The following is a 23,535-nucleotide window of genomic DNA, read 5'->3' on the forward strand; positions in this document are numbered from 1 at the left end:
CTCCTAGTAAGGAAAAATCATGAAAAAAATTACCATTAATGACCTGATGAAGTGGAAGCAGGAAGGTCGCAAGTTCCCAACTTCCACCGCGTACGACGCGAGTTTTGCTCAGTTGTTCGAAAGCCAAGAGATGCCGGTATTACTCGTCGGCGACTCACTTGGCATGGTGTTGCAAGGGCACGCCGATACCCTGCCTGTCACTGTTGATGATATCGCTTATCACACTCGTTGTGTTCGCGCTGGTAGCCCTAACTGCCTGCTCATGGCCGACATGCCTTTTATGAGCTATGCCACACCCGAACAAGCGTGTGACAACGCTGCCAAACTGATGCGCGCAGGCGCAAATATGGTAAAAATTGAGGGCGGTGATTGGCTGGTGGACACGGTCAAAATGCTGACCGAACGTGCTATTCCCGTATGTGCTCACCTTGGCCTGACACCACAATCCGTCAATATTTTTGGTGGTTATAAAGTTCAAGGCCGCGAACAAGATAAAGCCGATCGCATGGTGAAAGATGCCCTTGCACTACAAGAAGCGGGCGCGCAAGTCGTCCTGCTTGAGTGTGTTCCGGCGTCGCTGGCGGCACGAATTACTCAAGTACTGGATGTTCCGGTGATTGGTATTGGTGCCGGAAATGTGACCGACGGTCAGATCTTGGTTATGCATGATATGTTTGGTATTTCAGCCAATTACATGCCAAAATTCTCGAAAAATTTCCTAGCGGAAACCGGTGATATGCGTAAAGCGGTCGCCTTGTACATGGAACAGGTACAGGCAGGCACGTTCCCAGATGACGCACACACCATTGCATAGAGGATAGAGTAGATGCAAACCTTTGCCGACATTGCCGCCCTGCGCGATCAGCTTCGCACCTTCAAGCGCGAAGGGCGCAAAATTGCTTTTGTTCCCACCATGGGTAATCTGCATGAAGGTCACCTGACCTTAGTGCGTAAGGCTCGCGAGCATGCCGATATTGTGGTAGTGAGTATTTTTGTCAACCCGATGCAGTTTGAGCGTGCGGATGACCTCAACAACTACCCAAGAACGCTCGATGAAGACTTGAGCAAACTCAACTCGCAAGGGGTCGATCTGGTCTTTACCCCAAGCGCCGAGATGATGTATCCAGAAGGTCTCGATAAACAGACCGCAGTCGAAGTGCCTGGACTTTCTAGCATGCTAGAAGGTGCCTCTCGTCCGGGGCATTTCCGTGGTGTTGCCACCATAGTGACTAAACTGTTTAATATCGTGCAGCCTGATGTTGCTTGCTTTGGTGAGAAAGATTTTCAACAACTGGCGATCATTCGCAAAATGACCAGCGATCTAGCGTTAGATATTGAGATCATCGGCGTACCGACAGTACGTGAAATGGATGGTCTGGCGATGAGCTCGCGCAACAGTCTGCTGACGATCGATGAGCGTCAACGTGCACCAGTGCTGGCACGCACCATGCGTTGGATCAGCAGCGCGATCCGCGGTGGACGCGACGATTATGCGTCGATCATCGAAGATGCCAACGACCAACTGCGCGCGGCCGATTTGCAACCGGATGAGATCTTTATCCGTGATGCGCGCACGCTGCAAGCAATCAATGCCGACACCACGCAAGCCGTTATCTTGATGTCTGCTTTCCTTGGCAAAGCACGCCTGATTGATAACCAAGTGGTTGAGCTCAATAAAGAGAGCAAAGAAGAAGCGGAGCCTACCGCCGCCGCTTCAAGCAACGATACCAATAGCTAAGCTGGCGATGGTTTACTCGCCTATCGTTGAAAGGCAAAAATGAAAGAGGGTTGTCGATGTGACAACCCTTTTTATTGCTTGTTTTCTTTCTTTTTTATTACTTATTTTATTGCTTCGCAATGGACGTCAGCGTTATGAACGCAGACCAATGCCTCGCGTCACTAGGTAATGGGCAACACCGTATAGCAGCAAAACGAAACCGCCGAGTACAGTAAACGAAGTGGCGATGCCCACATCCGACACCCCTAAAAAGCCATAACGGAAAGCGTTGACCATGTAGACGATAGGGTTGATTTGCGACACCCCTTGCCAAAACTCCGGCAACAACTGAATGGAATAAAAGACGCCACCGAGATAGGTCAGCGGTGTCAAAACAAAGGTCGGGATAATCGAAATGTCGTCAAAGGTGCGGGCAAAAACCGCGTTGATCAGCCCGCCAAGAGCAAACACCACCGAAGTTAAAAACACCGTGGCAAAAATGATTCCCCAATGCTGAACTTGGAGATCGACAAACAGCAGCGAAACTGCGGTGACCATCGCCCCCACCAGTAAGCCTCGCGCTACGCCCCCCATCACAAAACCTAAGATGATCACGTAATTGGGCACAGGAGCAACCAACAACTCTTCAATGTTGCGTTGAAACTTGGCACTAAAAAACGAAGAGGCGACATTGGAGTAGGAGTTCGTGATCACCGACATCATGATAAGTCCGGGGACAATATACTCCATGTAGCTAAAGCCGTTCATCTGGCCGATACGTGAGCCGATCAGGCTGCCAAAAATAATGAAATACAAACTCATGGTGATCGCCGGCGGAACCAAAGTCTGCACCCAAATACGGGTAAAGCGGTTGATCTCTTTAGTCAGCAAGCTACAAAACGCAGTCCAATACAAACGATACATGCTTATTTCTCCTTAGCCTGCTCACGCACAATACTCACGAACAACTCTTCGAGGCGATTGGCTTTGTTGCGCATCGACATCACCATGATCCCCTGCGCGCTGAGCTGAGCGAAGACCTGATTGAGCGGCTGCGTTTTTTCAATCTCAATTTCCAATGAGTCGTTGTCACAGCGAGATGACACCACGCCAGTCAGTTCAGGCGTCGCCGAACCCGGAGCCAGATCCAAAATAAAGGTCTCCACATCCAGCTTCGCCAACAACGCTTTCATGCTGGTGTTTTCGATCAGCTCACCTTTATTGATGATGCCGATATTGCGACACAGCATCTCCGCTTCTTCCAGATAGTGGGTGGTGAGAATGATGGTAATGCCTTGCTGTTGGTTAATCTCTTGCAAAAACTCCCACATAGAGCGGCGCAATTCGATGTCCACCCCAGCGGTTGGTTCATCTAAAATCAACAGCTTGGGTTCATGCATCAATGCGCGAGCGATCATCAGTCGTCGCTTCATCCCGCCAGAAAGATTACGCGCACGTTCTTTACGTTTTTCCCACAGATCGAGTTTAGATAGGTACTTTTTCGCCCTTTCTTTCGCCAGTTCGCGTGATACGCCATAATAACCAGCTTGCTGCATCACGATCTGTTCCACCGTCTCAAACTGGTTAAAGTTAAATTCTTGCGGAACCAGCCCTAAGTTCTGTTTGGCTAACTCTAAATCGCGGTCAATGTCGTAACCAAAGACCTTCACCTTCCCAGACGTTTTATTTACCAAAGAGGAGATAACACCAATCGTGGTCGATTTCCCCGCCCCATTCGGGCCTAACAACGCATAAAAGTCGCCTTTTTTCACATTCAGGCTGATCCCTTTGAGCGCCTCAAAGCCGCCCGCGTAGGTTTTACGCAGTTGTTCTATTTCGAGTGCGTACATAAATCCACAGTGCTCTTTTCATCAATAATGCCTATCAAATGACGCTCACTTGCTGCTTTTTCAACCCTGCATTAGAAATTAATCATAAACAAAAGCGCGGCTCACAGGCCGCGCTCTATCATACCGTGAATTGAAGCCAAAACGGCCAAAGTTAATTCAATTGAATCGACGTTTTCTCAACGGTTTTTACCGCTGCATTCAAGGCTTCGTAGCGGAATTTGAAGGTATTCTCTGCGGGCACTAAATCGAGCACATGGAACCTTTCTAATTGCTCGCGAGTACGCTCGTTTGGACAGAGTAAATAGACCTCACAGTGTGCCTCCAGCGCATCTTTGATCGCGTTTTCCAGCGCTAATCCCACCGTCACGTCAATCATAGGTACATCGGTCAAATCCAAAATCATCACTTCATACTCATTGATGCTGGTATGTTGGCGGGAAATCGCTTTCGATACGCTGAAAATCATCGGCCCTGAAAGGTAGAAAAACAGTACTTTACTATTGGCTTTATCCAACAGCGCACGTTCACTGTCAGTCAGTGGCACATCATCGTCATCGGCATCACTGATCGCTTTCACTTGTTTGGCTTGCTCGCGGCTTAAGCGCTCAATCACTAGGATATTGGAGATAAACACACCCAGTCCGACCGCCGCTATCAAATCGACAAACACAGTCAGGAGCATCACGCCGTACATGATTGCCATCCCCTGCACGCTGACTTTGTGCGCGCGCTGGATAAAACTCCAATCGAGAATGCCAAAACCGACATAGACCGCTATCCCAGCAAGCACCGCCATCGGAATCGGAGCGGTCAGGCTGCTCGCCACCAATACCACCATCGCTAAAATCAGCGCCCTTGCCACACCGGAAAGCGGTGAGCGTGCCCCCACCTGAATGTTCGTCACCGTGCCCATGGTCGCACCAGCACCGGGCAGCGCGCCGAACAGCCCAGAGATCATGTTGGCCAAGCCTTGGCCGCGAAGTTCTTTGTCTGAGTCATGCTCTTTACGCGTCAACGAATCACCAATGACCGCGGTGAGTAAGGTATCAATGCAACCCAAAGTCCCGAGTACTAGCGCATCAATCACCATAGTGGTAAAGAGCTCTGCGTCCAGTACTGGCACCACCAGCGATGGCAACCCCGTGGGAATCTCGCCAATACGACGAATCTCTTCGCTATCAAACAGCATCACAGAGAGCAGCGTCACCGCCACCAGCGCCACCAATTGTGCAGGCACGTACTTACGGTATTGTTTGGGAAAGAAAAACAGGATGCCCAAAGTCAGCAAGCCAAGAAAAAGCTCGCCAAACTTCATATTAGCCAGTGTCGTGGGCAAGGCCGACAGTGTGCCCATCACACCACCAGTTGGCGCAGCATGACCGAGTAGTGGCGACAGTTGCAGAATAATCAAGATGACGCCAATTCCCGACATAAAGCCAGAGATCACGCTATATGGCATCAGAGTGATGTATTTTCCCAGCTTGAGCGTCCCGATGAGTATTTGAAACGCGCCTGCCATCATGACCACAGTAAAAGTCATGGCTATGCCAGATTCCGGATACTTGGCCACCATGCTGGTCAGCACTGCGGTCATGATCACCGTCATCGGTCCGGTCGGCTCAGAAATAAGCGTGGTCGAGCCACCAAACAGCGCGGCAAACAAGCCGACCAAAATGGCGCCCCACAGACCCGCTTCCGCTCCCGCACCAGAAGCCACCCCAAACGCCAGAGCCAGCGGCAGAGAGATAATCGCCGTGGTGACCCCACCAAACAGGTCTCCTTTGACGTTCATATCTGAAAAGCGTGACATCTCCCCTTTTTCCCCCAAATAAGCAGATAAATGGCAGCATATTGCCTAAATCATCCATCAGTACGATACGAGTCAGCGTATTTTGCTTTCTCAATGATGTCTTTTAACGACATTAGCCGAAAAGTCTATAACGTTTGCCACAAAAACTCGTCAGATGAGTGCACTTGCAATCAATTAGTAAGAGAACGAAATTGTAACATTGTGTATAGTTGGCTGAATCGATTGAGGGAAGTAAGATGCCAGAGTTAAAACAACTATTTGAAAATAATGCAAAGTGGTCAGATTCGATTAAAGCTGAACGGCCTGAATACTTTGCCAAACTTGCCCAAGGACAAAATCCAGACTTTCTCTGGATCGGCTGTGCAGATAGCCGAGTCCCCGCGGAACGACTAACCGGTCTTTACTCTGGCGAGCTGTTCGTTCACCGCAACGTGGCTAACTTGGTGGTGCATACTGACCTCAACTGTTTGTCGGTGGTGCAATATGCGGTGGATGTGCTTAAGGTTAAGCACATCATTGTTTGCGGCCACTACGACTGCGGCGGGGTGAAAGCGAGTATCAAAAATCCGAAACTCGGACTGATTAACAACTGGCTATTGCACATTCGCGATCTCTACTTGAAGCACCGCAGCTACTTAGATTTCATGCCTGAAGATCAGCGAGCGGATAAGTTGGCAGAGCTTAACGTCGCAGAGCAGATCTACAACTTAGGTAACTCGACTATCTTGCAAAATGCATGGGAGCGTGGCCAAGAGATTGAACTTCATGGCCTAGTGTACGGTATTGAGGATGGTCGTTTGGAGTACCTTGGGGTGCGTTGTCACTCCAGCGACTGCGTAGAAACAACCTACGCAAGCTCACTAGAAAAGATCCTCAACCCAGAGCACAAACTGCTGTGTCGTTAACGCGATTGCGTTATACCCACCGATTCAAATCAAAGAAACAAAAAACGCCCGTGTTCAGGGCGTTTTCTATTGAAAGTCGCTTGCAAAACTCTGCTCAAGCATCTTTGCTGCCGCTTACTCCTGCGGAACCACTTTGCCGATAAACGGTAGGTGGCGATACTTCTGTGCGTAGTCGATGCCGACACCCACAACAAACTCATCAGGAATTTCAAAACCAATCCAAGTCACATCGACAGGCACTTCACGACGAGTCGGTTTGTCGAGCAGCGTACAAATATGGATGGATTTAGGTTCACGCAGCGATAAGATCTCTTTGATTTTACTGAGCGTGTTACCCGTATCGATGATGTCTTCTACGATCAGCACGTCTTTACCTTTAATGTCATCATCTAAGTCTTTAAGAATACGGACATCACGTGAGCTCTCCATGGTGTTGCCATAGCTTGATGCCGTCATAAAATCGACTTGGTGTGTCAGGTTGATCGCGCGTGCTAAATCGGCCATAAATACGAAAGAGCCGCGCAGCAAGCCAACCAGTACCAAATCTTCACTACCTTGATAATGCGCCGTGATCTGCTTGCCTAATTCACGAATACGTTCCTGAACAGTCTGCTCAGAAATCATTACTTCTACTGTATGTTTCATACTGTGCTCAATCTTTTTTGTTGGGAATGGCGACGTTTATCAGCCTTAAGCGGCTAAGCGCAAACCTCGCGCAAACGATCACCTGAATCTGGCGCGTAGTGTAACACTCCCACCCTCAATCTTTAAGCCCTGCGAGGCAGATCTTTTTATCTGCCTGTTACTACTCAACAAAATGAAAATAAAAGAGATGTTGGTACCAAAATAGTAAAAATCCCGATAAAAATGTTATCAACATTGACATTACTGTCTATTTCTTGGGCATAATTTGTTGACCCAGAGCATATGCACCATTACACTCATGATGCTTAGAGCAATTATTAAAACAATCAATAGGGACTAGCGTTCCGAATAACTTTTTATACATACCAACTCATTGGCAAGGAATCTAATTATGGACTCAATAGCAAAGAGACCTCGAACTCGTTTATCTCCACTGAAACGTAAACAACAACTGATGGAAATCGCACTGGAAGTGTTTGCTCGTCGTGGCATCGGCCGCGGTGGTCACGCAGACATCGCCGAGATTGCACAAGTTTCTGTCGCCACCGTATTTAACTATTTTCCGACACGTGAAGATCTGGTTGATGAAGTGCTCAATCATGTCGTGCGTCAGTTTTCAAACTTCCTGTCCGATAACATTGACCTCGACATTCACGCGCAAGATAACCTCAAAAACATCACCAACGCGATGATTGAACTGGTGACTCAAGACTGCCATTGGCTCAAAGTGTGGTTTGAATGGAGCGCATCAACGCGTGATGAAGTATGGCCACTATTTGTCACCACCAACCGCACTAACCAACTGCTGGTACAGAACATGTTTGTTCGCGCCATCGAGCGTGGCGAAGTGTGTGATAAACACAGCCCGGAAGATCTGGCGAATATGTTCCTTGGTATCTGCTACTCACTGTTTGTGCAAGCCAATCGCGCCAAGAGCGAAGCGGAACTGACCAAACTGGTCAACAGCTACCTACAAATGCTTTGTATCTATAAGGGTGAGAGCTAAGCAGTGCCTAGGTTTTAGGTGATAGGTATAGTTTAAGGTTGATACTCGGGTATCAACCTTTTTTATTACCGCAGGAAATTGCTCTGTTTAGCAATCAATAAAAGCCATAAAAAAACCGCTGAACAATCAGCGGTTTTTAATCATTTAGCGCTTAGAAAATTACTTTTTCTTTTTCGCTTTGGCATTTGGCAGGTCAGTGATAGTGCCTTCAAACACTTCAGCAGCCAGACCCACAGACTCGTGCAGAGTTGGGTGAGCGTGGATGGTCAGAGCGATGTCTTCTGCATCACAGCCCATCTCGATAGCAAGGCCGATTTCGCCCAGTAGTTCGCCACCGTTAGTACCCACGATAGCACCACCGATAACGCGGTGAGTCTCTTTATCAAAGATCAGCTTAGTCATACCATCAGCACAGTCAGAGGCGATTGCTCGGCCTGAGGCAGCCCACGGGAAGGTGGCTACTTCGTAGTTAATACCTTCTGCTTTCGCTTCTTTCTCTGTCTTACCAACCCATGCCACTTCTGGCTCAGTGTAAGCAATTGAAGGAATCACTTTAGGATCGAAGTAGTGTTTCTTACCAGAAATCACTTCTGCCGCAACGTGGCCTTCATGCACACCTTTGTGCGCCAACATTGGTTGACCCACAATGTCACCGATGGCGAAAATGTGCGGAACGTTAGTGCGCATTTGCTTGTCAACGTTGATAAAGCCACGCTCATCCACTTCCAAGCCTGCTTTTTCAGCATCCAGCAGTTTACCGTTTGGTACACGGCCGATAGCGACTAGAACCGCGTCGTAACGTTCAGCTTCCGCTGGGGCTTTTTTGCCTTCCATTGAAACGTAGATACCGTCTTCTTTCGCTTCAACGGCTGTTACTTTGGTTTCCAGCATCAGGTTGAATTTCTTGCTGATACGCTTGGTGTAGACTTTAACGATGTCTTTATCTGCAGCTGGGATAACTTGGTCGAACATTTCAACCACATCGATTTGAGAACCCAGAGCGTGGTACACAGTACCCATCTCCAGACCGATGATACCACCGCCCATGATCAGCAGTTTTCCTGGGACTTCTTTCAGCTCAAGTGCGTCGGTTGAGTCCCAAATGCGTGGGTCTTCATGAGGAATAAATGGCAGTTTGATTGGGCGAGAACCCGCTGCAACGATGGCATTGTCGAAGTTAACCACGGTTTTACCGTCTTCGCCTTCCACTTCAATCGTGTTAGGGCCAGTGAACTTACCAAAACCGTTAACCACGTTCACTTTACGCATCTTAGCCATACCGCCAAGACCGCCAGTCAGTTGATTAATTACTTTTTCTTTCCACAGACGGATCTTGTCGATGTCTGTTTGCGGTTCGCCAAATACGATGCCGTGCTCAGCCAGCGCTTTAGCTTCTTCGATAACTTTAGCTACGTGCAGTAGTGCTTTCGATGGGATACAACCCACGTTCAGACACACACCACCAAGAGTGTTGTAACGTTCGATAAGAACAGTGTCCAGACCTAAGTCTGCACAGCGGAATGCAGCGGAGTAACCAGCAGGACCGGCACCAAGCACTACTACTTGGGCTTTAATTTCTTTGCTCATTTTGACCTCTTGTAGTCATTATCCCTAACAGGCTGAGTGAGTTTTGATTTTTTGTTTAAGAGTGGTTTGTTTTAAACATTTTTTCAGACCGCCAACAGTTTACAGAGATGTTAATGGTGTGAAAAGTAAATCAATTTAGCCTGTGAGCCAGACGACAATTCAGTGCATAAAAAGCCAATTGAGAACGGCGATTCACCAAATTGTCTGACAATTCTATTAACAGAGGCGGCATAAGGCCGCCTCTGGAGTTTTCTATTACAGAACCAAACGGCGAATGTCAGACAGACACTCGTTTAGGTAAGTAATGAAGCGCGCACCTTCAGCGCCATCGATCACACGGTGATCGTAAGACAGAGACAGAGGAAGTTGCAGACGTGGAGCAAACTCTTTGCCGTTCCACACTGGCTTGATCTCAGACTTAGATACGCCAAGGATACCCACTTCTGGTGCGTTCACGATTGGTGTGAATGCCGTGCCGCCGATACCACCCAGACTTGAGATGGTGAAACAGCCGCCTTGCATGTCTGCCGCCGTCAGTTTACCTGCACGTGCTTTCTTCGATACAACGGCCAGCTCTTCAGACAGCTCGTAGATACCTTTCTTGTTCACGTCTTTGAATACAGGAACAACCAGACCGTTTGGTGTATCGACTGCGATACCGATGTTCACATATTTCTTCAGGATCAGGCTCTCACCGTCTTCAGACAGAGAAGAGTTGAACGCAGGGAACGCTTCCAGCGCTTTCGCCGCAGCTTTCATGATGAACACCAGTGGCGTGATCTTCATGCCTGAATCTTTCTTCGCTTCGATCGCGTTCTGCTCTTTGCGGAATGCTTCTAGCTCAGTGATGTCTGCGTTATCCCACTGTGTAACGTGCGGGATCATCACCCAGTTACGGTGCAGGTTCGCGCCAGAGATCTTCTTAATGCGAGACAGTGGCTGAATTTCAGTTTCACCGAACTTGCTGAAGTCCACTTTTGGCCAAGGTAGCAGACCTAGTGCCGCGCCGTCGCCTTTACCAGATGCGGCTGATGCTGCGCCTGACTCCAGACGTTTCAGCGCTTCTTTCACGTAGTTCTGAACGTCTTCTTTCAGAATGCGGCTCTTACGGCCTGAACCTTTCACTTTAGACAGATTAACGCCGAATTCACGCGCTAGGCGACGAACCACTGGAGACGCGTGAGCGTAGTCGTTGTTCTCTTCAAATTCAGTTGCTGCCGGAGCTGCTGCTGGTTTTGCTGCTTCAGCTTTCGGTGCTGCTGCTGGAGCTGCTGCCTGAGCTGGTGCCGCAGATGCAACTGGCGCTGCGCCCGCAACCGGAGTGCCTGCCACTTCAAACACCATGATCAATGAGCCAGTTGATACTTTATCGCCAGCCGCGACTTTGATCTCTTTCACTTTACCCGCGAATGGTGCTGGGACTTCCATCGACGCTTTGTCGCCTTCCACAGTGATCAGAGATTGCTCTTCGCTCACCATGTCGCCAACCGCGACCATGATTTCAGTCACTTCAACTTCATCACCGCCAATATCTGGAACGTTGACTTCTTTGTCTGCTGCCACCGCTGGCGCTGCTGCTGGAGCCGCTGCCTGAGCTGGAGCTGCCGCTGCTGGAGCGCCAGAACCTGCCACTTCGAAGACCATGATCAGTGAGCCAGTGGTCACTTTGTCACCCGACGCGATCTTGATCTCTTTAACGGTACCCGCGAATGGCGCTGGAACTTCCATTGAAGCTTTGTCGCCTTCAACAGTGATCAGAGACTGCTCTTCAGACACTGTGTCACCCACAGCAACCATGATTTCAGTCACTTCAACTTCATCGCCACCGATGTCCGGTACGTTGACTTCTTTCAGTTCAGTCGCTGCTGCTGGTGCTGCTGCAACTGGTGCAGCTTCGGCCGCAGGAGCTGGTGCAGCCGCTGCTGCACCCTCCGCTTCAGCTACTGTTTCAAATAGCATAATCAGTGAGCCAGTCGTTACTTTGTCGCCAGCCACTACTTTGATTTCTTTAACAATACCTGCCTGAGACGCTGGAACTTCCATAGAAGCTTTGTCGCCTTCAACAGTAATCAGAGATTGTTCTTCTTCAACCTTGTCGCCTACGCTTACAAGAATCTCAGTAACTTCAACCTCGTCTGCACCGATATCTGGTACGTAAATTTCGATAGCCATGCTTTTCCTACCTTCAATTAAGCGTATAGCGGGTTTGTTTTTTCAGTGTCGATGTTGAATTTCTTGATAGCTTCCGCCACCACAGATTTTTCAACTTCACCACGTTTCGCTAGTTCGTTTAGAGCTGCAACAACCACGTAGCCTGCGTTCACTTCGAAGTGACGACGTAGGTTCTCACGGCTGTCTGAGCGACCGAAACCGTCAGTACCCAGTACTTTGTAAGACTGTGCAGGAATGAACGCGCGAACTTGGTCAGCGTAGTTCTTCATGTAGTCGGTTGCAGCGATGGCTGGTTCACTACCCATGACTGAAGCGATGTAAGGTACTTTCGCTTCGGCTTCTGGGTGAAGCATGTTGTAACGCTCACACGCCTGACCGTCACGAGCCAGTTCGTTGAATGAGGTTACTGAGTAAACATCAGAGGCGATGCCGTATTCTTCGCTTAGGATAACAGCCGCTTTACGTACTTCGTTCATGATAGTACCTGAGCTCATCAGCTGAACTTTACCTTTAGAGCCAGACAGAGTTTCCAGTTTGTAGATACCTTTACGAATACCTTCTTCAGAACCTTCTGGCATTGCTGGATGCGCGTAGTTTTCGTTCATCAGCGTTAGGTAGTAGAACACGTTCTCTTGATCGCCGTACATGCGACGGATACCGTCTTGCATGATAACCGCAACTTCGTAAGCAAAAGTCGGATCGTAAGAGATACAGTTTGGTACTGTGCCCGCCAGAATGTGCGAGTGACCATCTTCGTGCTGCAGACCTTCACCGTTCAGAGTGGTACGACCCGCCGTTGCGCCCAGTAGGAAACCACGCGCTTGTTGGTCACCAGCCATCCATGCCATATCGCCAACACGTTGGAAACCGAACATAGAGTAGTAGATGTAGAACGGGATCATCGGCAGGTTGTTGGTGCTATAAGACGTTGCCGCCGCAACCCAAGATGACATGGCACCCAGCTCGTTGATACCTTCTTGCAGTACCTGACCAGACGTTGCTTCTTTGTAGTAAGAAACGATATCGCGATCTTGAGGGGTATAATTCTGACCGTGTGGGTTGTAAATACCGATTTGACGGAACAGACCTTCCATACCGAAAGTACGCGCTTCATCAGCGATGATAGGAACGATGTTCTTACCAATGTTTTTGTCTTTCAACAGGATGTTCAGTGCACGCACGTAAGCCATCGTTGAAGAGATTTCACGTTTCTGTTCTTCCAGAAGCGGTTTGAACTCTTCCAGTTCTGGAATAACCAGTTCCTGAGTGAAGTTAGGCAGACGCTGTGGCGTGTAACCGTGCAGCGCTTTACGACGAGCGTGCAGGTATTCGTATTCTTTCGAGCCTTCTTCCAGTTTCAGGTAAGGCAGTTTGTTCACTTCTTCGTCAGAGATCAGATCTTGCAGGCCAAGACGGTTACGCATCGCTAGTACGTGCGTCATATCCATCTTCTTCACTTGGTGTGCAATGTTCTTACCTTCTGCCGCTTCACCCATGCCGTAACCTTTAACAGTCTTAGCCAGGATTACCGTTGGACGGCCTTTAGTTTCTTGTGCGTTCTTGAACGCTGCGTACAGTTTAGAAGACTCGTGACCACCACGTTTCAGTGCAAACACTTCGTCGTCAGTCATGTCAGCAACCAGTGCCGCTGTCTCTGGGTATTTACCGAAGAAATGCTCACGAACGTACGCGCCATCTTTCGCTTTGAACGTTTGGTAGTCACCGTCGATGGTTTCGTTCATCAGTTGCAGCAGTTTACCTGTGGTGTCTTTCGCCAGCAGTTTATCCCAGCCGTTACCCCAGATAACTTTCACCACGTTCCAGCCAGCACCTTTGAACAGACCTTCCAGTTCTTGGATGATCTTGCCGTTACCCATTACTGGGCCGTCGAGACGCTGCAGGTTACAGTTGATAAGGAAACACAAGTTGTCCAGTTTTTCACGTGCAGCGAAAGAGATCGCGCCGCGTGATTCTGGCTCATCCATCTCACCGTCACCTAGGAACGCATAAACGCGCTGCTCTGAGGTGTCTTTCATACCACGGCCTTCCAGATACTTGAGGAAGCGGGCTTGGTAGATGGCAGAAATTGGACCCAGACCCATAGATACGGTTGGGAATTGCCAGAATTCAGGCATCAATTTCGGGTGTGGGTAGGAAGGAATGCCTTTGCCATCCACTTCTTGACGGAAGTTGTCTAGCTGCTCTTCAGTCAGGCGGCCTTCAACGAATGCACGCGCGTAAATCCCAGGAGAGATGTGACCTTGGTAGTAAACCAAATCGCCACCATCTTTTTCGTTAGGAGCACGGAAGAAGTGGTTGAAACATGTCTCATAGAACGCCGCTGACGACTGGAATGACGCCATATGGCCGCCCAGATCCAAATCTTTCTTCGAAGCACGAAGAACGATCATAATTGCGTTCCAGCGAATGATTGAACGAATACGGCGTTCGATCGTAGTGTCGCCTGGGTAAGCTGGTTCTTGGGCTGCAGGAATCGTGTTGATGTAGTTGGTTGTGATGCCGGTTGGCATATCAACACCGTCTAGACGTGCTTTTTCCAGAACTTCTTCAAGTAGGAACTGCGCACGCTCTACGCCTTCTTCACGTACAACTGACTCAAGCGCGGCTAACCACTCCTGAGTTTCCAGTGCATCTACGTCATGCTTCATGTCAGACATGGCGATCTATCCTTCTGTTGGTTGGATCTAGTTTGAATCGCAATGAACCACTATTGCGGCTCATTACCTTGTTGAATTCGACGCAGCGATCGCTCACGGCGAGTCTGTTCACGAGTCAAATCCAACAACGTTTCTTCGATATAAGCTAAGTGAGAATGGGACATTTCACGCGCCTTTTCTGGCTGACCTGAAACAATCGCATCCACGATATTAGCCCGGTGCTTACTTACTTTCTCAACCGCTTCTGGGCGGCGATGTAATAATTTAAAATTCTGTCGAATATTTTGCTCAAGCAAAGGCGCAAGGCTACGTACGATGTGCAGCAGTACGACATTGTGTGCCGCTTCAGTAATCGCGATGAGAAACGCCATCACCTGTTCGGCTTCCGCATCGGCGTCTTTCTTTTCCTGAACCTCAGCAATTCGGGAAACGCAGGTTTGAATACGGGCAAAATCTTCTTCGGTACCACGCAACGCCGCAAAATAAGCGCAAATACCTTCCAGCGCATGACGCGCTTCCAGTAAGTCCAGTTGAGTCTCGGAGTGGCTAGACAATAAATTTAGCAGAGGATCGGAAAAACTCTGCCAAATGCGGTCGCTGACAAACGTTCCGCCCCCTTGACGACGGGTCAGTAGACGTTTGGCTTCCAGGCGCTGAATGGCTTCTCTGATGGAAGGGCGCGAAACCTCAAACTGTTTAGCAAGCTCCCTTTCCGGTGGGAGTTGCTGGCCAGGTGAGAGCGTTCCTTCCACTATCAGCCGCTCCAATTCCTGTTCAATCACATCGGAGAGCTTTGGCTGACGAATCCTTTGATAAGCCATAATTTATTGTTCTTCTACTCTTGAATTCACTAGCAATTCGCTTTGCTGGCAATTGGTAATACCAATTTTAAGTTGGTGCAGAAATTAACATAATTTAAACGCCACTGTCCAGCCAAAAGTTGACCTAAATCATAGAACAGCTCACGCTTCAACACTTTGATAACATCCGGACATTAAAACAGCAATAGAATTGGTCTGACCAATTACAAAGTAGAAACAGATGGGCGAATAACGTGCTGGTCAGTTTGGTCACAAAATGGCAAATACGCGAATCTAAGCGCAGCTCATTTTGTCAAAGCGGGCGCTGGGTTACGCTTTTTCCATCCACTAACGAGCATAAAAAAGGTAAGCAACTTAGCTTACCTTTTTATGACACAAGACTCTTATTCAGTGCAGACTCACCGCCGCTTTAAAGGTCGCCATTGTCTTCAAGCATGGCGCGGTAACGATGCCAATCAAAACTGAGACCGGGATCGGTTTTGCGCAGCGGTGCAATGTATTGATGCCCGGTGATCCGCGCAGGCGTAATGTGCGGATAGTGCTCGATGATAGTTTGGCTTAATTGGGCAAGCGCAGCGTATTGCTCTGGGGTGTAGGCGACAAAATCCGTCCCTTCCAACTCAATGCCGATGGAATAATCGTTACAACGCGAAACGCCAGCAAAACTGGAAGCACCAGCATGCCAAGCTCTATCGTCAAAAGAGACAAACTGCACAATTTCACCATCGCGTTTGATCAAGCAATGGGCCGATACCCGCATTTTCGCTATCACCTGAAAAAAGGGATGCAAGTCGGGCGACAAATTACCCTGAAAAAAATCTTCTATGTAGGGGCCACCAAACTCGCCTGGCGGCAAACTGATGTTGTGGATCACCAGCAGTGACACCGGCTCCCCTGCCGGGCGGGCATCATAAAAAGGCGACGGCCGATGGGTGACGCCTTGCAGCCATCCATGCGTGATCACAGCTTGCATATCCACCTCTCTGCTTTGCAAATTAACTGCTGAAATTCTTACCAGCCGAGAGTATCATTCCTTGCCAACGACCTTTCAAGATAAGATTTGCGATGAACAACAGACATAACAGCCAACAACGCCTTGACTATTTGCAGCAGCAGCTTCCTGTGGAAATTACCCGCTCGGTTACCGATACCTTAAAAGAAGATCTCGGTGGCAGTTTGGATGCGGCCAACGACATCACCGCCTCTCTTATCCCAGCCGATGCGATCAATAGCGCCACCATCATTACTCGCGAGCACGGTGTTTTTTGTGGTCAAGCATGGGCGGATGAAGTGTTCAAGCAACTTGGCGGACGTGTGACGATCGAATGGCATGTCAAAGATGGCGATCGTGTCGAGCCGAACCAAACCCTATGCACGCTCACTGGCCCTGCTCGTGACCTACTGACCGGCGAGCGCAATGCGATGAACTTTATCCAAACCCTTTCAGGCTGTGCGACCGTGACCGCCCAGTACGCGGCAAAAATTGCTCATACACAGTGTCGACTGCTTGATACGCGCAAAACCATTCCGGGCCTGCGCAGCGCGCTCAAATACGCGGTGGCGTGTGGTGGCGGTTTTAATCATCGTATCGGCGTTTTTGACGCCTATCTGATTAAAGAAAACCACATCATTGCTTGCGGCGGCATTACTCAAGCCATCTCCAAAGCCAAAGAGCTTAACCCCGGCAAACCGGTGGAAGTTGAAACCGAAAATCTCGATGAACTGCGCCAAGCGATTGAAGCGGGCGCCGACATCATTATGCTCGACAACTTCACCATTGAGATGATGCGGGAAGCGGTGGCGATTAACGCAGGCCGCACAGCGCTGGAAAACTCTGGCAACGTCACTTTAGACACCATTTGCCAGTATGCTGAAACGGGCGTGGACTACATCTCCGTCGGCGCGCTGACCAAGCATATTAAGGCGATGGATTTATCCATGCGTTTCAAATAGTTAATAGACATGTTACTAATAAGGGGCCAATGGCCCCTTTCTTATTGCAAAACTCTAAGCCACTCGCAAAACCCTGCAAATTGTATGTAATTGGTGATGAAAGAGTTTTAGCTCACTCGCGATGTTGTCGCGTCGATATTTCCTCAATTCAACACCTTGCATAATCTGCTCAACATGCTCACGCAGCATGGTTCAGATAAATTCAAGGAAACGACATGAAACAACATAACCGAGTAACAAAACAGCAGGGTTTTACCCTAATTGAATTAATGATAGTGGTGGCAATTATTGGTATTTTGGCAGCTTTTGCTGTACCAGCGTATCAAAATTACACCAACAAAACCCACGCATCAGAAATGCTGAATGCCGCATCTGCAATGAAAGCTGGCGTAGGTGTCTGTTTACTAAGCGGTGGTACTGATTGCAGCTCTGGAAAACCCAATGTACCGGCTGCTCAGACATTTGATAAAACGACTAACGATAAGTTCCAAATTGCGTCGAACGTCAAAATTAGCGAAGGTGGAGAGATTGAAGGTGCGGTAACAGCTACTGTGGATGCAACTGTTGGAAAGGCAGGCTTAGCTAAAGGCGGTACTGTTAAGTTAATTCCTAAACTAACTACTGCGGGAGTAACTTGGGCTGTAACATGTGAAAATCTTGGCAGTGCCGAATACTGTCCTAAAAGTTAAATGATAGCTAACCTAGTCACGATTCTGCGCCAAGCTACCCTACTTAGCCCAACGCAAGAACAAGCCTGTTTGGAACATCTTAACACTTCCGGTGCCAGTGCACCGGAAGTGTTGTTGCAACTGGGCTTTTTCCAAGCCGAAGAGCTGACCGAACATCTCAGCGCGCTGTTTGGCTTGCCGCCCGTCGAGCTTAGCCACTATGACTACCAAAGCGTGTGCAACCAACTGGGGTTGCGCGAGCTGATTACCCGCCACCAAGCCCTGCCGCTGCAAAAAAATCGCTCAGCGCTGATTCTCGCCAGTGCCGACCCCACCAATTTGCAGGCCGAAGATGACTTTCGCTTTGCCACCGGGCTGCAAGTGGAAATGGTGTTGGCCGATGTTAAGCAGCTGCAAGGGGCAATACGTCGCTTATATGGCCGCACGCTTTCTCAAGATAACCGCTCAGGACTGAAAGAGATCCACCAAGATGAGCTGGCCAACTTAGTCGATGTGGCGGCCGATGAAGTCGACAATATTGAAGATCTCAGCCAAGACAGCTCCCCCGTCAGCCGTTTTATCAACCAGATCTTACTTGATGCAGTGCGTAAAGGCGCATCCGATATTCACTTTGAACCCTATGAAGCAATGTATCGCGTGCGTTTACGCTGCGATGGCATTTTGGTCGAAGTGCAGCAGCCGCCAAGCCATTTGAGCCGTCGACTCTCCGCACGGCTTAAAATTCTCGCTAAGCTGGATATTGCCGAGCGGCGTTTACCGCAAGATGGGCGCATCAAACTCAAACTGAACCAAAGCACCGCGATTGATATGCGCGTTTCTACCCTACCGACGCTGTTTGGTGAAAAAATCGTGTTGCGTCTGCTCGACAGCTCAAGTAGCAACTTAGACATTGATAAGCTCGGCTACAGCGAAACGCAAAAGCAGCTCTATCTCAACGCGCTGCGCAAACCGCAAGGGATGATCTTGATGACGGGCCCAACTGGCAGCGGCAAAACCGTTTCACTCTACACAGGTTTAAACCTACTCAATCGCCCTGAGGTCAACATCTCTACCGCCGAAGATCCGGTAGAGATTAACTTGCCCGGCATTAACCAAGTGCAAGTACAGCCAAAAATCGGCTTTGGCTTTGCGCAGGCACTGCGCTCATTTTTACGTCAAGACCCCGATATTGTCATGGTCGGTGAAATTCGCGATTTGGAAACCGCCGAAATAGCTATTAAAGCCGCGCAAACGGGGCATTTGGTGCTATCCACCCTACATACCAACTCGGCCGCAGAGACCATAGTACGCCTATCAAACATGGGCATTGCCAGCTTCAACCTCGCTTCTTCATTGAGCTTAATTATCGCTCAGCGCCTAGCGCGTCGTTTGTGTCGCCATTGCAAGCAGCCACAACACCTTTCACCGGCATTACAAGAGCTAGGGTTAAGCCAGCAGGATGGGTTGTATCGTGCCAATCCTCAAGGGTGTAACGAATGCAATCAAGGGTATTCAGGGCGCGTCGGCATCTACGAAGTGATGCCCTTTGACGATGCCATGGCCGAGGCACTAATTAAAGGAGCCTCAGTACAAAGCTTGGAAATGCTCGCCAGAAAAAATGGCATGCTGACGCTTCGAGAATCTGGGCTAGAAAAGGTCAAGCAAGGCATCACCAGCATTGAAGAGCTGCAACGCGTGCTCTACCTGTAAACCCGCTATAAAGGAGAGATCATGAAGGTAAACGCGCCTGTGCAGATTAAAAATTACCGTTGGAAGGGCATCAATAGCTCAGGCAAAAAAGTGTCGGGTGATGTGTTAGCCATCAGTGAAATCGAAGTGCGTGACAAGCTGCATGCGCAGCACATCAAGATCCGCAAGATAAAAAAATCCAGCGTCTCAATACTGACCCGCATTAGCCACCGAGTCAAAAGCCGCGACATCACTCTCTTTACCCGCCAAATCTCGACCATGCTCGCCACGGGTGTTCCTATCCTACAAGCGCTAAAACTGGTCGCCGATAACCACCGCAAAGCGGAGATGAAGTCCATTTTAACCAACGTGAGTAAAGCGATTGAAGCAGGCACACCAATGTCCAAAGCCTTACGAACCGCCAGCCATCACTTTGATGGGCTGTACACGGATTTGGTCGCGACGGGCGAGCAGTCAGGCAACCTTGCACTGGTATTCGAACGCTTGGCGCTCTATCGAGAAAAAAGCGAAGAGCTGCGTTCCAAAGTGATCAAAGCATTGATTTATCCTTGCATGGTGGTGCTCGTCGCCTTGGGCGTCTCTTATCTGATGCTAACGCAAGTGATTCCCGAGTTTCGCAAAATGTTTGTCGGCTTTGGTGCCGAGCTGCCTTGGTTTACGCAAAAGGTGCTCGATTTATCGGACTTTGTCCAAGCTTACGGTAGCGTTTTTTTATCGCCCTTATCAGCGCCATTTACCTGATGCGCAGCATCAGCCGAAAGTCCGATCAGGTTAAACTGAAGTTTTCCCGCCTCAGCTTGAGGCTCCCGGTACTCGGTGGCGTATTTTCCAAAGCGGCGATTGCCAAGTTCAGCCGTACATTAGCCACCAGTTTTAGCTCGGGCATCCCGATTCTAACCAGCTTACAAACCACCAGCAAAACGTCAGGCAATCTGCACTATCAATACGCGATTGAAAGTGTTTATCGCGACACAGCCGCAGGAATGCCGATGTACATTGCGATGCGCAACAGCAACGCGTTTCCCGAACTGGTGCTACAAATGGTGATGATCGGCGAAGAGTCGGGGCGTCTTGACGATATGCTCAATAAAATCGCGACCATCTATGAGTTTGAGGTGGACAACACCGTAGACAACCTCGGTAAGATCCTCGAGCCGCTGATCATCGTTTTTCTCGGCGTGGTCGTCGGTGGTTTGGTCGCCGCCATGTACCTACCAATATTTAACTTAATGAGTGTTATGGGCTAATATGCCTTTCTGACCAAGTGCTTGACACTGTGTGTCGTGCTGCTTTGGCAGTGTTGCACCCATCGTCGCTTTTTATTGGTCAATATTTCAATCATTGATTGTTGCCAGCAGCAAAGTGGCGACACGAGACCCAATTTTTATGGATGCATTGCACTACTATCCTTGGCTGTATGTTGGCCTAGCGGCGTTATTTGGCTTGATTGTCGGTAGCTTTCTCAACGTGGTTATCTATCGCTTGCCGAAAATGATGGAACTGGAGTGGCAACGGGAATGTGCCGATGCCTTTCCTCAATACGCCATCCCTGCGCCGAAGGAAACTCTCACTCTTAGCACGCCGCGTTCCACTTGCCCAACGTGCCATACGCCGATTCGTATCCGCGATAACATTCCGCTGCTGAGTTGGTTTTTGCTCAAAGGGCGCTGTCATCAGTGTCAAAGCAAGATCAGTGGCCGCTATCCAGCAGTTGAGCTGCTCAGCGCAACCCTATGCGCCTTGGTGGCGTGGAAATTTGGCTACAGCCTTTACTCGCTGGCACTGCTGTTTTTCACCTTTACCTTGATCGCTGCGACCTTTATCGATCTCGATACCATGCTATTACCAGATCAACTGACCCTGCCTTTAACTTGGTCCGGTATTGCCCTTGCGCTGCTGGAAATCAGCCCTGTCTCTTTGCAAAACTCGGTGATTGGCGCCATGGCAGGCTACCTCTGCCTTTGGTCTGTCTATCACCTTTTCCGTCTGATGACAGGCAAAGAAGGCATGGGGTATGGCGATTTTAAGTTATTGGCAGCGCTCGGTGCTTGGCTAGGCTGGCAATCACTTCTGATGATCATTTTGCTCTCTTCGGTGGTTGGGCTAGTCTTTGGCCTGATCCAACTTCGCTTACAAAAACAGGGCATCGAAAAAGCGTTTCCTTTTGGCCCCTATCTCGCCATCGCCGGCTGGGTCGCATTGATGTGGGGCGAGTCGTTAATGAGTTGGTATTTCAGCGTAATGATGGGGGCGTAAGATGGCGTTTGTCGTCGGTTTAACAGGCGGTATCGCCAGTGGTAAAACAACCGTAGCCAACCTTTTTCATCACCATTTTTCGATTGATATGGTTGATGCCGATGTGGTCGCTCGTCAGGTTGTCGAGCCTGATACCCCGGGGCTTGCCGCAATTGTTGACCATTTCGGCGCAGAAATACTTTTGCCCGATGGCCGTTTAAATCGCGCCAGATTACGCGAACGGATTTTCTCTCACCCAGCAGAGAAGCAGTGGTTAAATCAATTGCTTCATCCATTGATTCGGCAAAAGATGATTGACGACTTGCGCTGCGTGCAATCGGCTTACGCTCTGTTGGTGGTTCCCTTACTGGTGGAAAACCAACTGCAAAGCTTGTGCGATCGTGTGTTAGTCGTGGATGTTGATGAGCAAACGCAAATTGAACGCACAATGCGACGTGATGGTGTGGAGGAAACGCAGGTCAAAGCGATCCTCCAGTCACAAGCCAGCCGCCGAGAACGTCTCGCCATCGCGAATGATGTGATTAAAAATAACGCAACAGACCAAGATCTTTTGCTGCAAGTCACAAATTTACATCAAAAGTACCTAGCCATGAGCCAGCAAAATCGGTGAAAATAAGTGAGAAACGTTTACAGGCCAGTTAGATGACCACGCACAAATTCGAACATCCATTAAATGAAAAAACGCGTATTTACCTGAGAGTGGAGTCACTCTTAAGGCAGGCTCACGTAGCTTCCTGTTTTGCGGAAAATCATCAGTACCAGCTTTTTTTCCGTTCGATCTTCGACTTATTGGAGATTTTTGAACAAATTCAACTCAAAAGCGAACTGGCTAAAGATATTGAAAAGCAGCGCTTGCTGTACCGCAGTTGGTTGGATGTCGACGGCGTGGATCAAGTCACCCTGCGTTCTCTGCTTGATGAAGCCGATCGCACTCACAGCGCTTTGATGCATGCCGAACGTTTTGGCCAATCACTCAAAGAAGATCGCTTTCTCAGCTCGATTCGTCAACGTTTTAGCCTACCCGGCGGCTCTTGCTGCTTTGATTTGCCCGCCTTGCATTATTGGCTGCATTTACCACTAGAGCGCAAAAAGCACGACGCACAAAAGTGGCTCAATAGTCTACAACCGCTCTCAGACGCTCTGCATCTGTGGCTGAAACTGACTCGGGAAACTGGCTATTTCAGGAGCCAGATCGCACGCAATGGTTTCTTCCAAAGTGATGCTGAAGAAGCGAACATCCTTCGCCTGCATATCCCGATGGAGTTTGGTGTTTATCCGATGATTTCCGGACATAAAAATCGCTTTGCCATCAAGTTCATTAGCTTTGAAACTGGTCAAGCCTGCAGTCAAGACGTGAGTTTTGATTTGGCGGTTTGCAGTTAAGGTTCACGCTTTTCATTATGTTCATTTCGCTTTGCGTTACTATTTTGTTGTTCGCAAATCCATTCGTTTTACGGTTCTATCGCTATGAAAAAAATCACTATAGTTAAATGCCCTCAATGTGCCACGGAAGTGGAATGGGGCGAGCAAAGCCCACATCGCCCGTTTTGCAGTAAAAAATGCCAAATGATCGATTTTGGTGAATGGGCCGACGAAGAGAAGGCTATCCCGGGCGCACCGGATATGTCTGATAGTGATGGTTGGTCGGAAGAGCAGTACTAAGCGAGGGTGCTAGGTGCTAGGTGCTAGGTGCTAGGTGCTAGGTGCTAGGAATTGAAAAGGGTTGATGGTAACGCGTCAACCTTTTTTATTTGGTC

Annotated in this window: 20 protein-coding genes and 1 pseudogene; 12 read left to right on the forward strand and 9 right to left on the reverse strand. The window is 49.1% G+C overall.

Annotated features, from left to right (window positions below):
- Window positions 1-19 precede the first annotated feature (19 nt).
- Entirely contained in the window at window positions 20-814 is a 795-nt protein-coding gene (gene panB / locus EA26_RS17650) for a 3-methyl-2-oxobutanoate hydroxymethyltransferase (RefSeq protein ID WP_039430434.1), read from the forward strand.
- A gap of 12 nt (window positions 815-826) precedes the next feature.
- Window positions 827-1,738 (forward strand): pantoate--beta-alanine ligase, encoded by a 912-nt coding sequence (gene panC / locus EA26_RS17655; protein WP_039430435.1) that lies wholly within the window; start codon window positions 827-829, stop codon window positions 1,736-1,738.
- Between the two features lie 132 nt (window positions 1,739-1,870).
- Here panC and EA26_RS17660 read toward each other — a convergent pair whose 3' ends face one another.
- The 3 genes from EA26_RS17660 to EA26_RS17670 all read right to left on the reverse strand — a co-directional run bounded on the left by EA26_RS17660 (window position 1,871) and on the right by EA26_RS17670 (window position 5,377).
- A complete protein-coding gene (locus EA26_RS17660; protein WP_039430436.1) occupies window positions 1,871-2,641 on the reverse strand; it encodes an ABC transporter permease in 771 nt (256 codons plus the stop codon).
- 2 nt (window positions 2,642-2,643) lie between these two features.
- A complete protein-coding gene (locus EA26_RS17665) occupies window positions 2,644-3,567 on the reverse strand; it encodes an ABC transporter ATP-binding protein (RefSeq protein ID WP_039430437.1) in 924 nt (307 codons plus the stop codon).
- Between the two features lie 151 nt (window positions 3,568-3,718).
- Entirely contained in the window at window positions 3,719-5,377 is a 1,659-nt protein-coding gene (locus EA26_RS17670) for a SulP family inorganic anion transporter (protein WP_039430438.1), read from the reverse strand.
- Window positions 5,378-5,613: 236 nt separating this feature from the next.
- Between EA26_RS17670 and can the strand changes: the two genes are divergently transcribed.
- The gene (can, locus tag EA26_RS17675) at window positions 5,614-6,282 is read left to right on the forward strand and encodes a carbonate dehydratase (protein WP_039430439.1); all 669 of its coding nucleotides are present in this window, start codon (window positions 5,614-5,616) and stop codon (window positions 6,280-6,282) included.
- Window positions 6,283-6,396: 114 nt separating this feature from the next.
- Here can and hpt read toward each other — a convergent pair whose 3' ends face one another.
- Entirely contained in the window at window positions 6,397-6,927 is a 531-nt protein-coding gene (hpt, locus tag EA26_RS17680; protein ID WP_039430440.1) for a hypoxanthine phosphoribosyltransferase, read from the reverse strand.
- Window positions 6,928-7,318: 391 nt separating this feature from the next.
- On the opposite strand from hpt, the gene EA26_RS17685 reads away from it, so the two are divergent.
- Entirely contained in the window at window positions 7,319-7,933 is a 615-nt protein-coding gene (locus EA26_RS17685) for a LuxR/HapR/OpaR family quorum-sensing transcriptional regulator (protein ID WP_039430441.1), read from the forward strand.
- 159 nt (window positions 7,934-8,092) lie between these two features.
- Here the strand turns inward: EA26_RS17685 and lpdA are convergent, their stop codons facing one another.
- From lpdA to ampD, 5 genes are all read right to left on the reverse strand, one after another.
- Window positions 8,093-9,520: a dihydrolipoyl dehydrogenase gene (gene lpdA, locus EA26_RS17690; protein ID WP_039430442.1), complete on the reverse strand. Its 1,428-nt coding sequence runs from the start codon at window positions 9,518-9,520 to the stop codon at window positions 8,093-8,095.
- Window positions 9,521-9,775: 255 nt separating this feature from the next.
- Window positions 9,776-11,692 (reverse strand): pyruvate dehydrogenase complex dihydrolipoyllysine-residue acetyltransferase, encoded by a 1,917-nt coding sequence (gene aceF, locus EA26_RS17695; RefSeq protein ID WP_039430443.1) that lies wholly within the window; start codon window positions 11,690-11,692, stop codon window positions 9,776-9,778.
- A 17-nt stretch (window positions 11,693-11,709) separates the two neighbouring features.
- Window positions 11,710-14,370: a pyruvate dehydrogenase (acetyl-transferring), homodimeric type gene (gene aceE, locus EA26_RS17700; RefSeq protein WP_039430444.1), complete on the reverse strand. Its 2,661-nt coding sequence runs from the start codon at window positions 14,368-14,370 to the stop codon at window positions 11,710-11,712.
- A gap of 50 nt (window positions 14,371-14,420) precedes the next feature.
- Complete coding sequence (gene pdhR / locus EA26_RS17705; RefSeq protein WP_039430445.1) at window positions 14,421-15,191, reverse strand: pyruvate dehydrogenase complex transcriptional repressor PdhR; 771 nt, start codon at window positions 15,189-15,191, stop codon at window positions 14,421-14,423.
- Window positions 15,192-15,600: 409 nt separating this feature from the next.
- The gene (gene ampD, locus EA26_RS17710; RefSeq protein WP_039430446.1) at window positions 15,601-16,164 is read right to left on the reverse strand and encodes a 1,6-anhydro-N-acetylmuramyl-L-alanine amidase AmpD; all 564 of its coding nucleotides are present in this window, start codon (window positions 16,162-16,164) and stop codon (window positions 15,601-15,603) included.
- 92 nt (window positions 16,165-16,256) lie between these two features.
- Between ampD and nadC the strand changes: the two genes are divergently transcribed.
- From nadC to yacG, 8 genes and pseudogenes are all read left to right on the forward strand, one after another.
- Complete coding sequence (nadC, locus tag EA26_RS17715) at window positions 16,257-17,144, forward strand: carboxylating nicotinate-nucleotide diphosphorylase (protein WP_039430447.1); 888 nt, start codon at window positions 16,257-16,259, stop codon at window positions 17,142-17,144.
- A gap of 215 nt (window positions 17,145-17,359) precedes the next feature.
- Window positions 17,360-17,833 (forward strand): pilin, encoded by a 474-nt coding sequence (locus EA26_RS17720; RefSeq protein ID WP_039430448.1) that lies wholly within the window; start codon window positions 17,360-17,362, stop codon window positions 17,831-17,833.
- The gene (pilB, locus tag EA26_RS17725; protein WP_039430449.1) at window positions 17,834-19,522 is read left to right on the forward strand and encodes a type IV-A pilus assembly ATPase PilB; all 1,689 of its coding nucleotides are present in this window, start codon (window positions 17,834-17,836) and stop codon (window positions 19,520-19,522) included.
- Between the two features lie 21 nt (window positions 19,523-19,543).
- Window positions 19,544-20,769: pseudogene (locus tag EA26_RS17730) on the forward strand (type II secretion system F family protein).
- Between the two features lie 139 nt (window positions 20,770-20,908).
- A complete protein-coding gene (locus EA26_RS17735) occupies window positions 20,909-21,778 on the forward strand; it encodes a prepilin peptidase (RefSeq protein ID WP_039430450.1) in 870 nt (289 codons plus the stop codon).
- Window position 21,779: 1 nt separating this feature from the next.
- Entirely contained in the window at window positions 21,780-22,388 is a 609-nt protein-coding gene (coaE, locus tag EA26_RS17740; protein ID WP_039430451.1) for a dephospho-CoA kinase, read from the forward strand.
- Between the two features lie 32 nt (window positions 22,389-22,420).
- Window positions 22,421-23,161 (forward strand): cell division protein ZapD, encoded by a 741-nt coding sequence (gene zapD / locus EA26_RS17745; RefSeq protein ID WP_039430452.1) that lies wholly within the window; start codon window positions 22,421-22,423, stop codon window positions 23,159-23,161.
- Between the two features lie 84 nt (window positions 23,162-23,245).
- Complete coding sequence (yacG, locus tag EA26_RS17750; protein ID WP_039430453.1) at window positions 23,246-23,440, forward strand: DNA gyrase inhibitor YacG; 195 nt, start codon at window positions 23,246-23,248, stop codon at window positions 23,438-23,440.
- The last annotated feature ends 95 nt before the right edge of the window (window positions 23,441-23,535 follow it).

The sequence above is a fragment of the Vibrio navarrensis genome (assembly GCF_000764325.1).
GTDB lineage: Bacteria > Pseudomonadota > Gammaproteobacteria > Enterobacterales > Vibrionaceae > Vibrio > Vibrio navarrensis.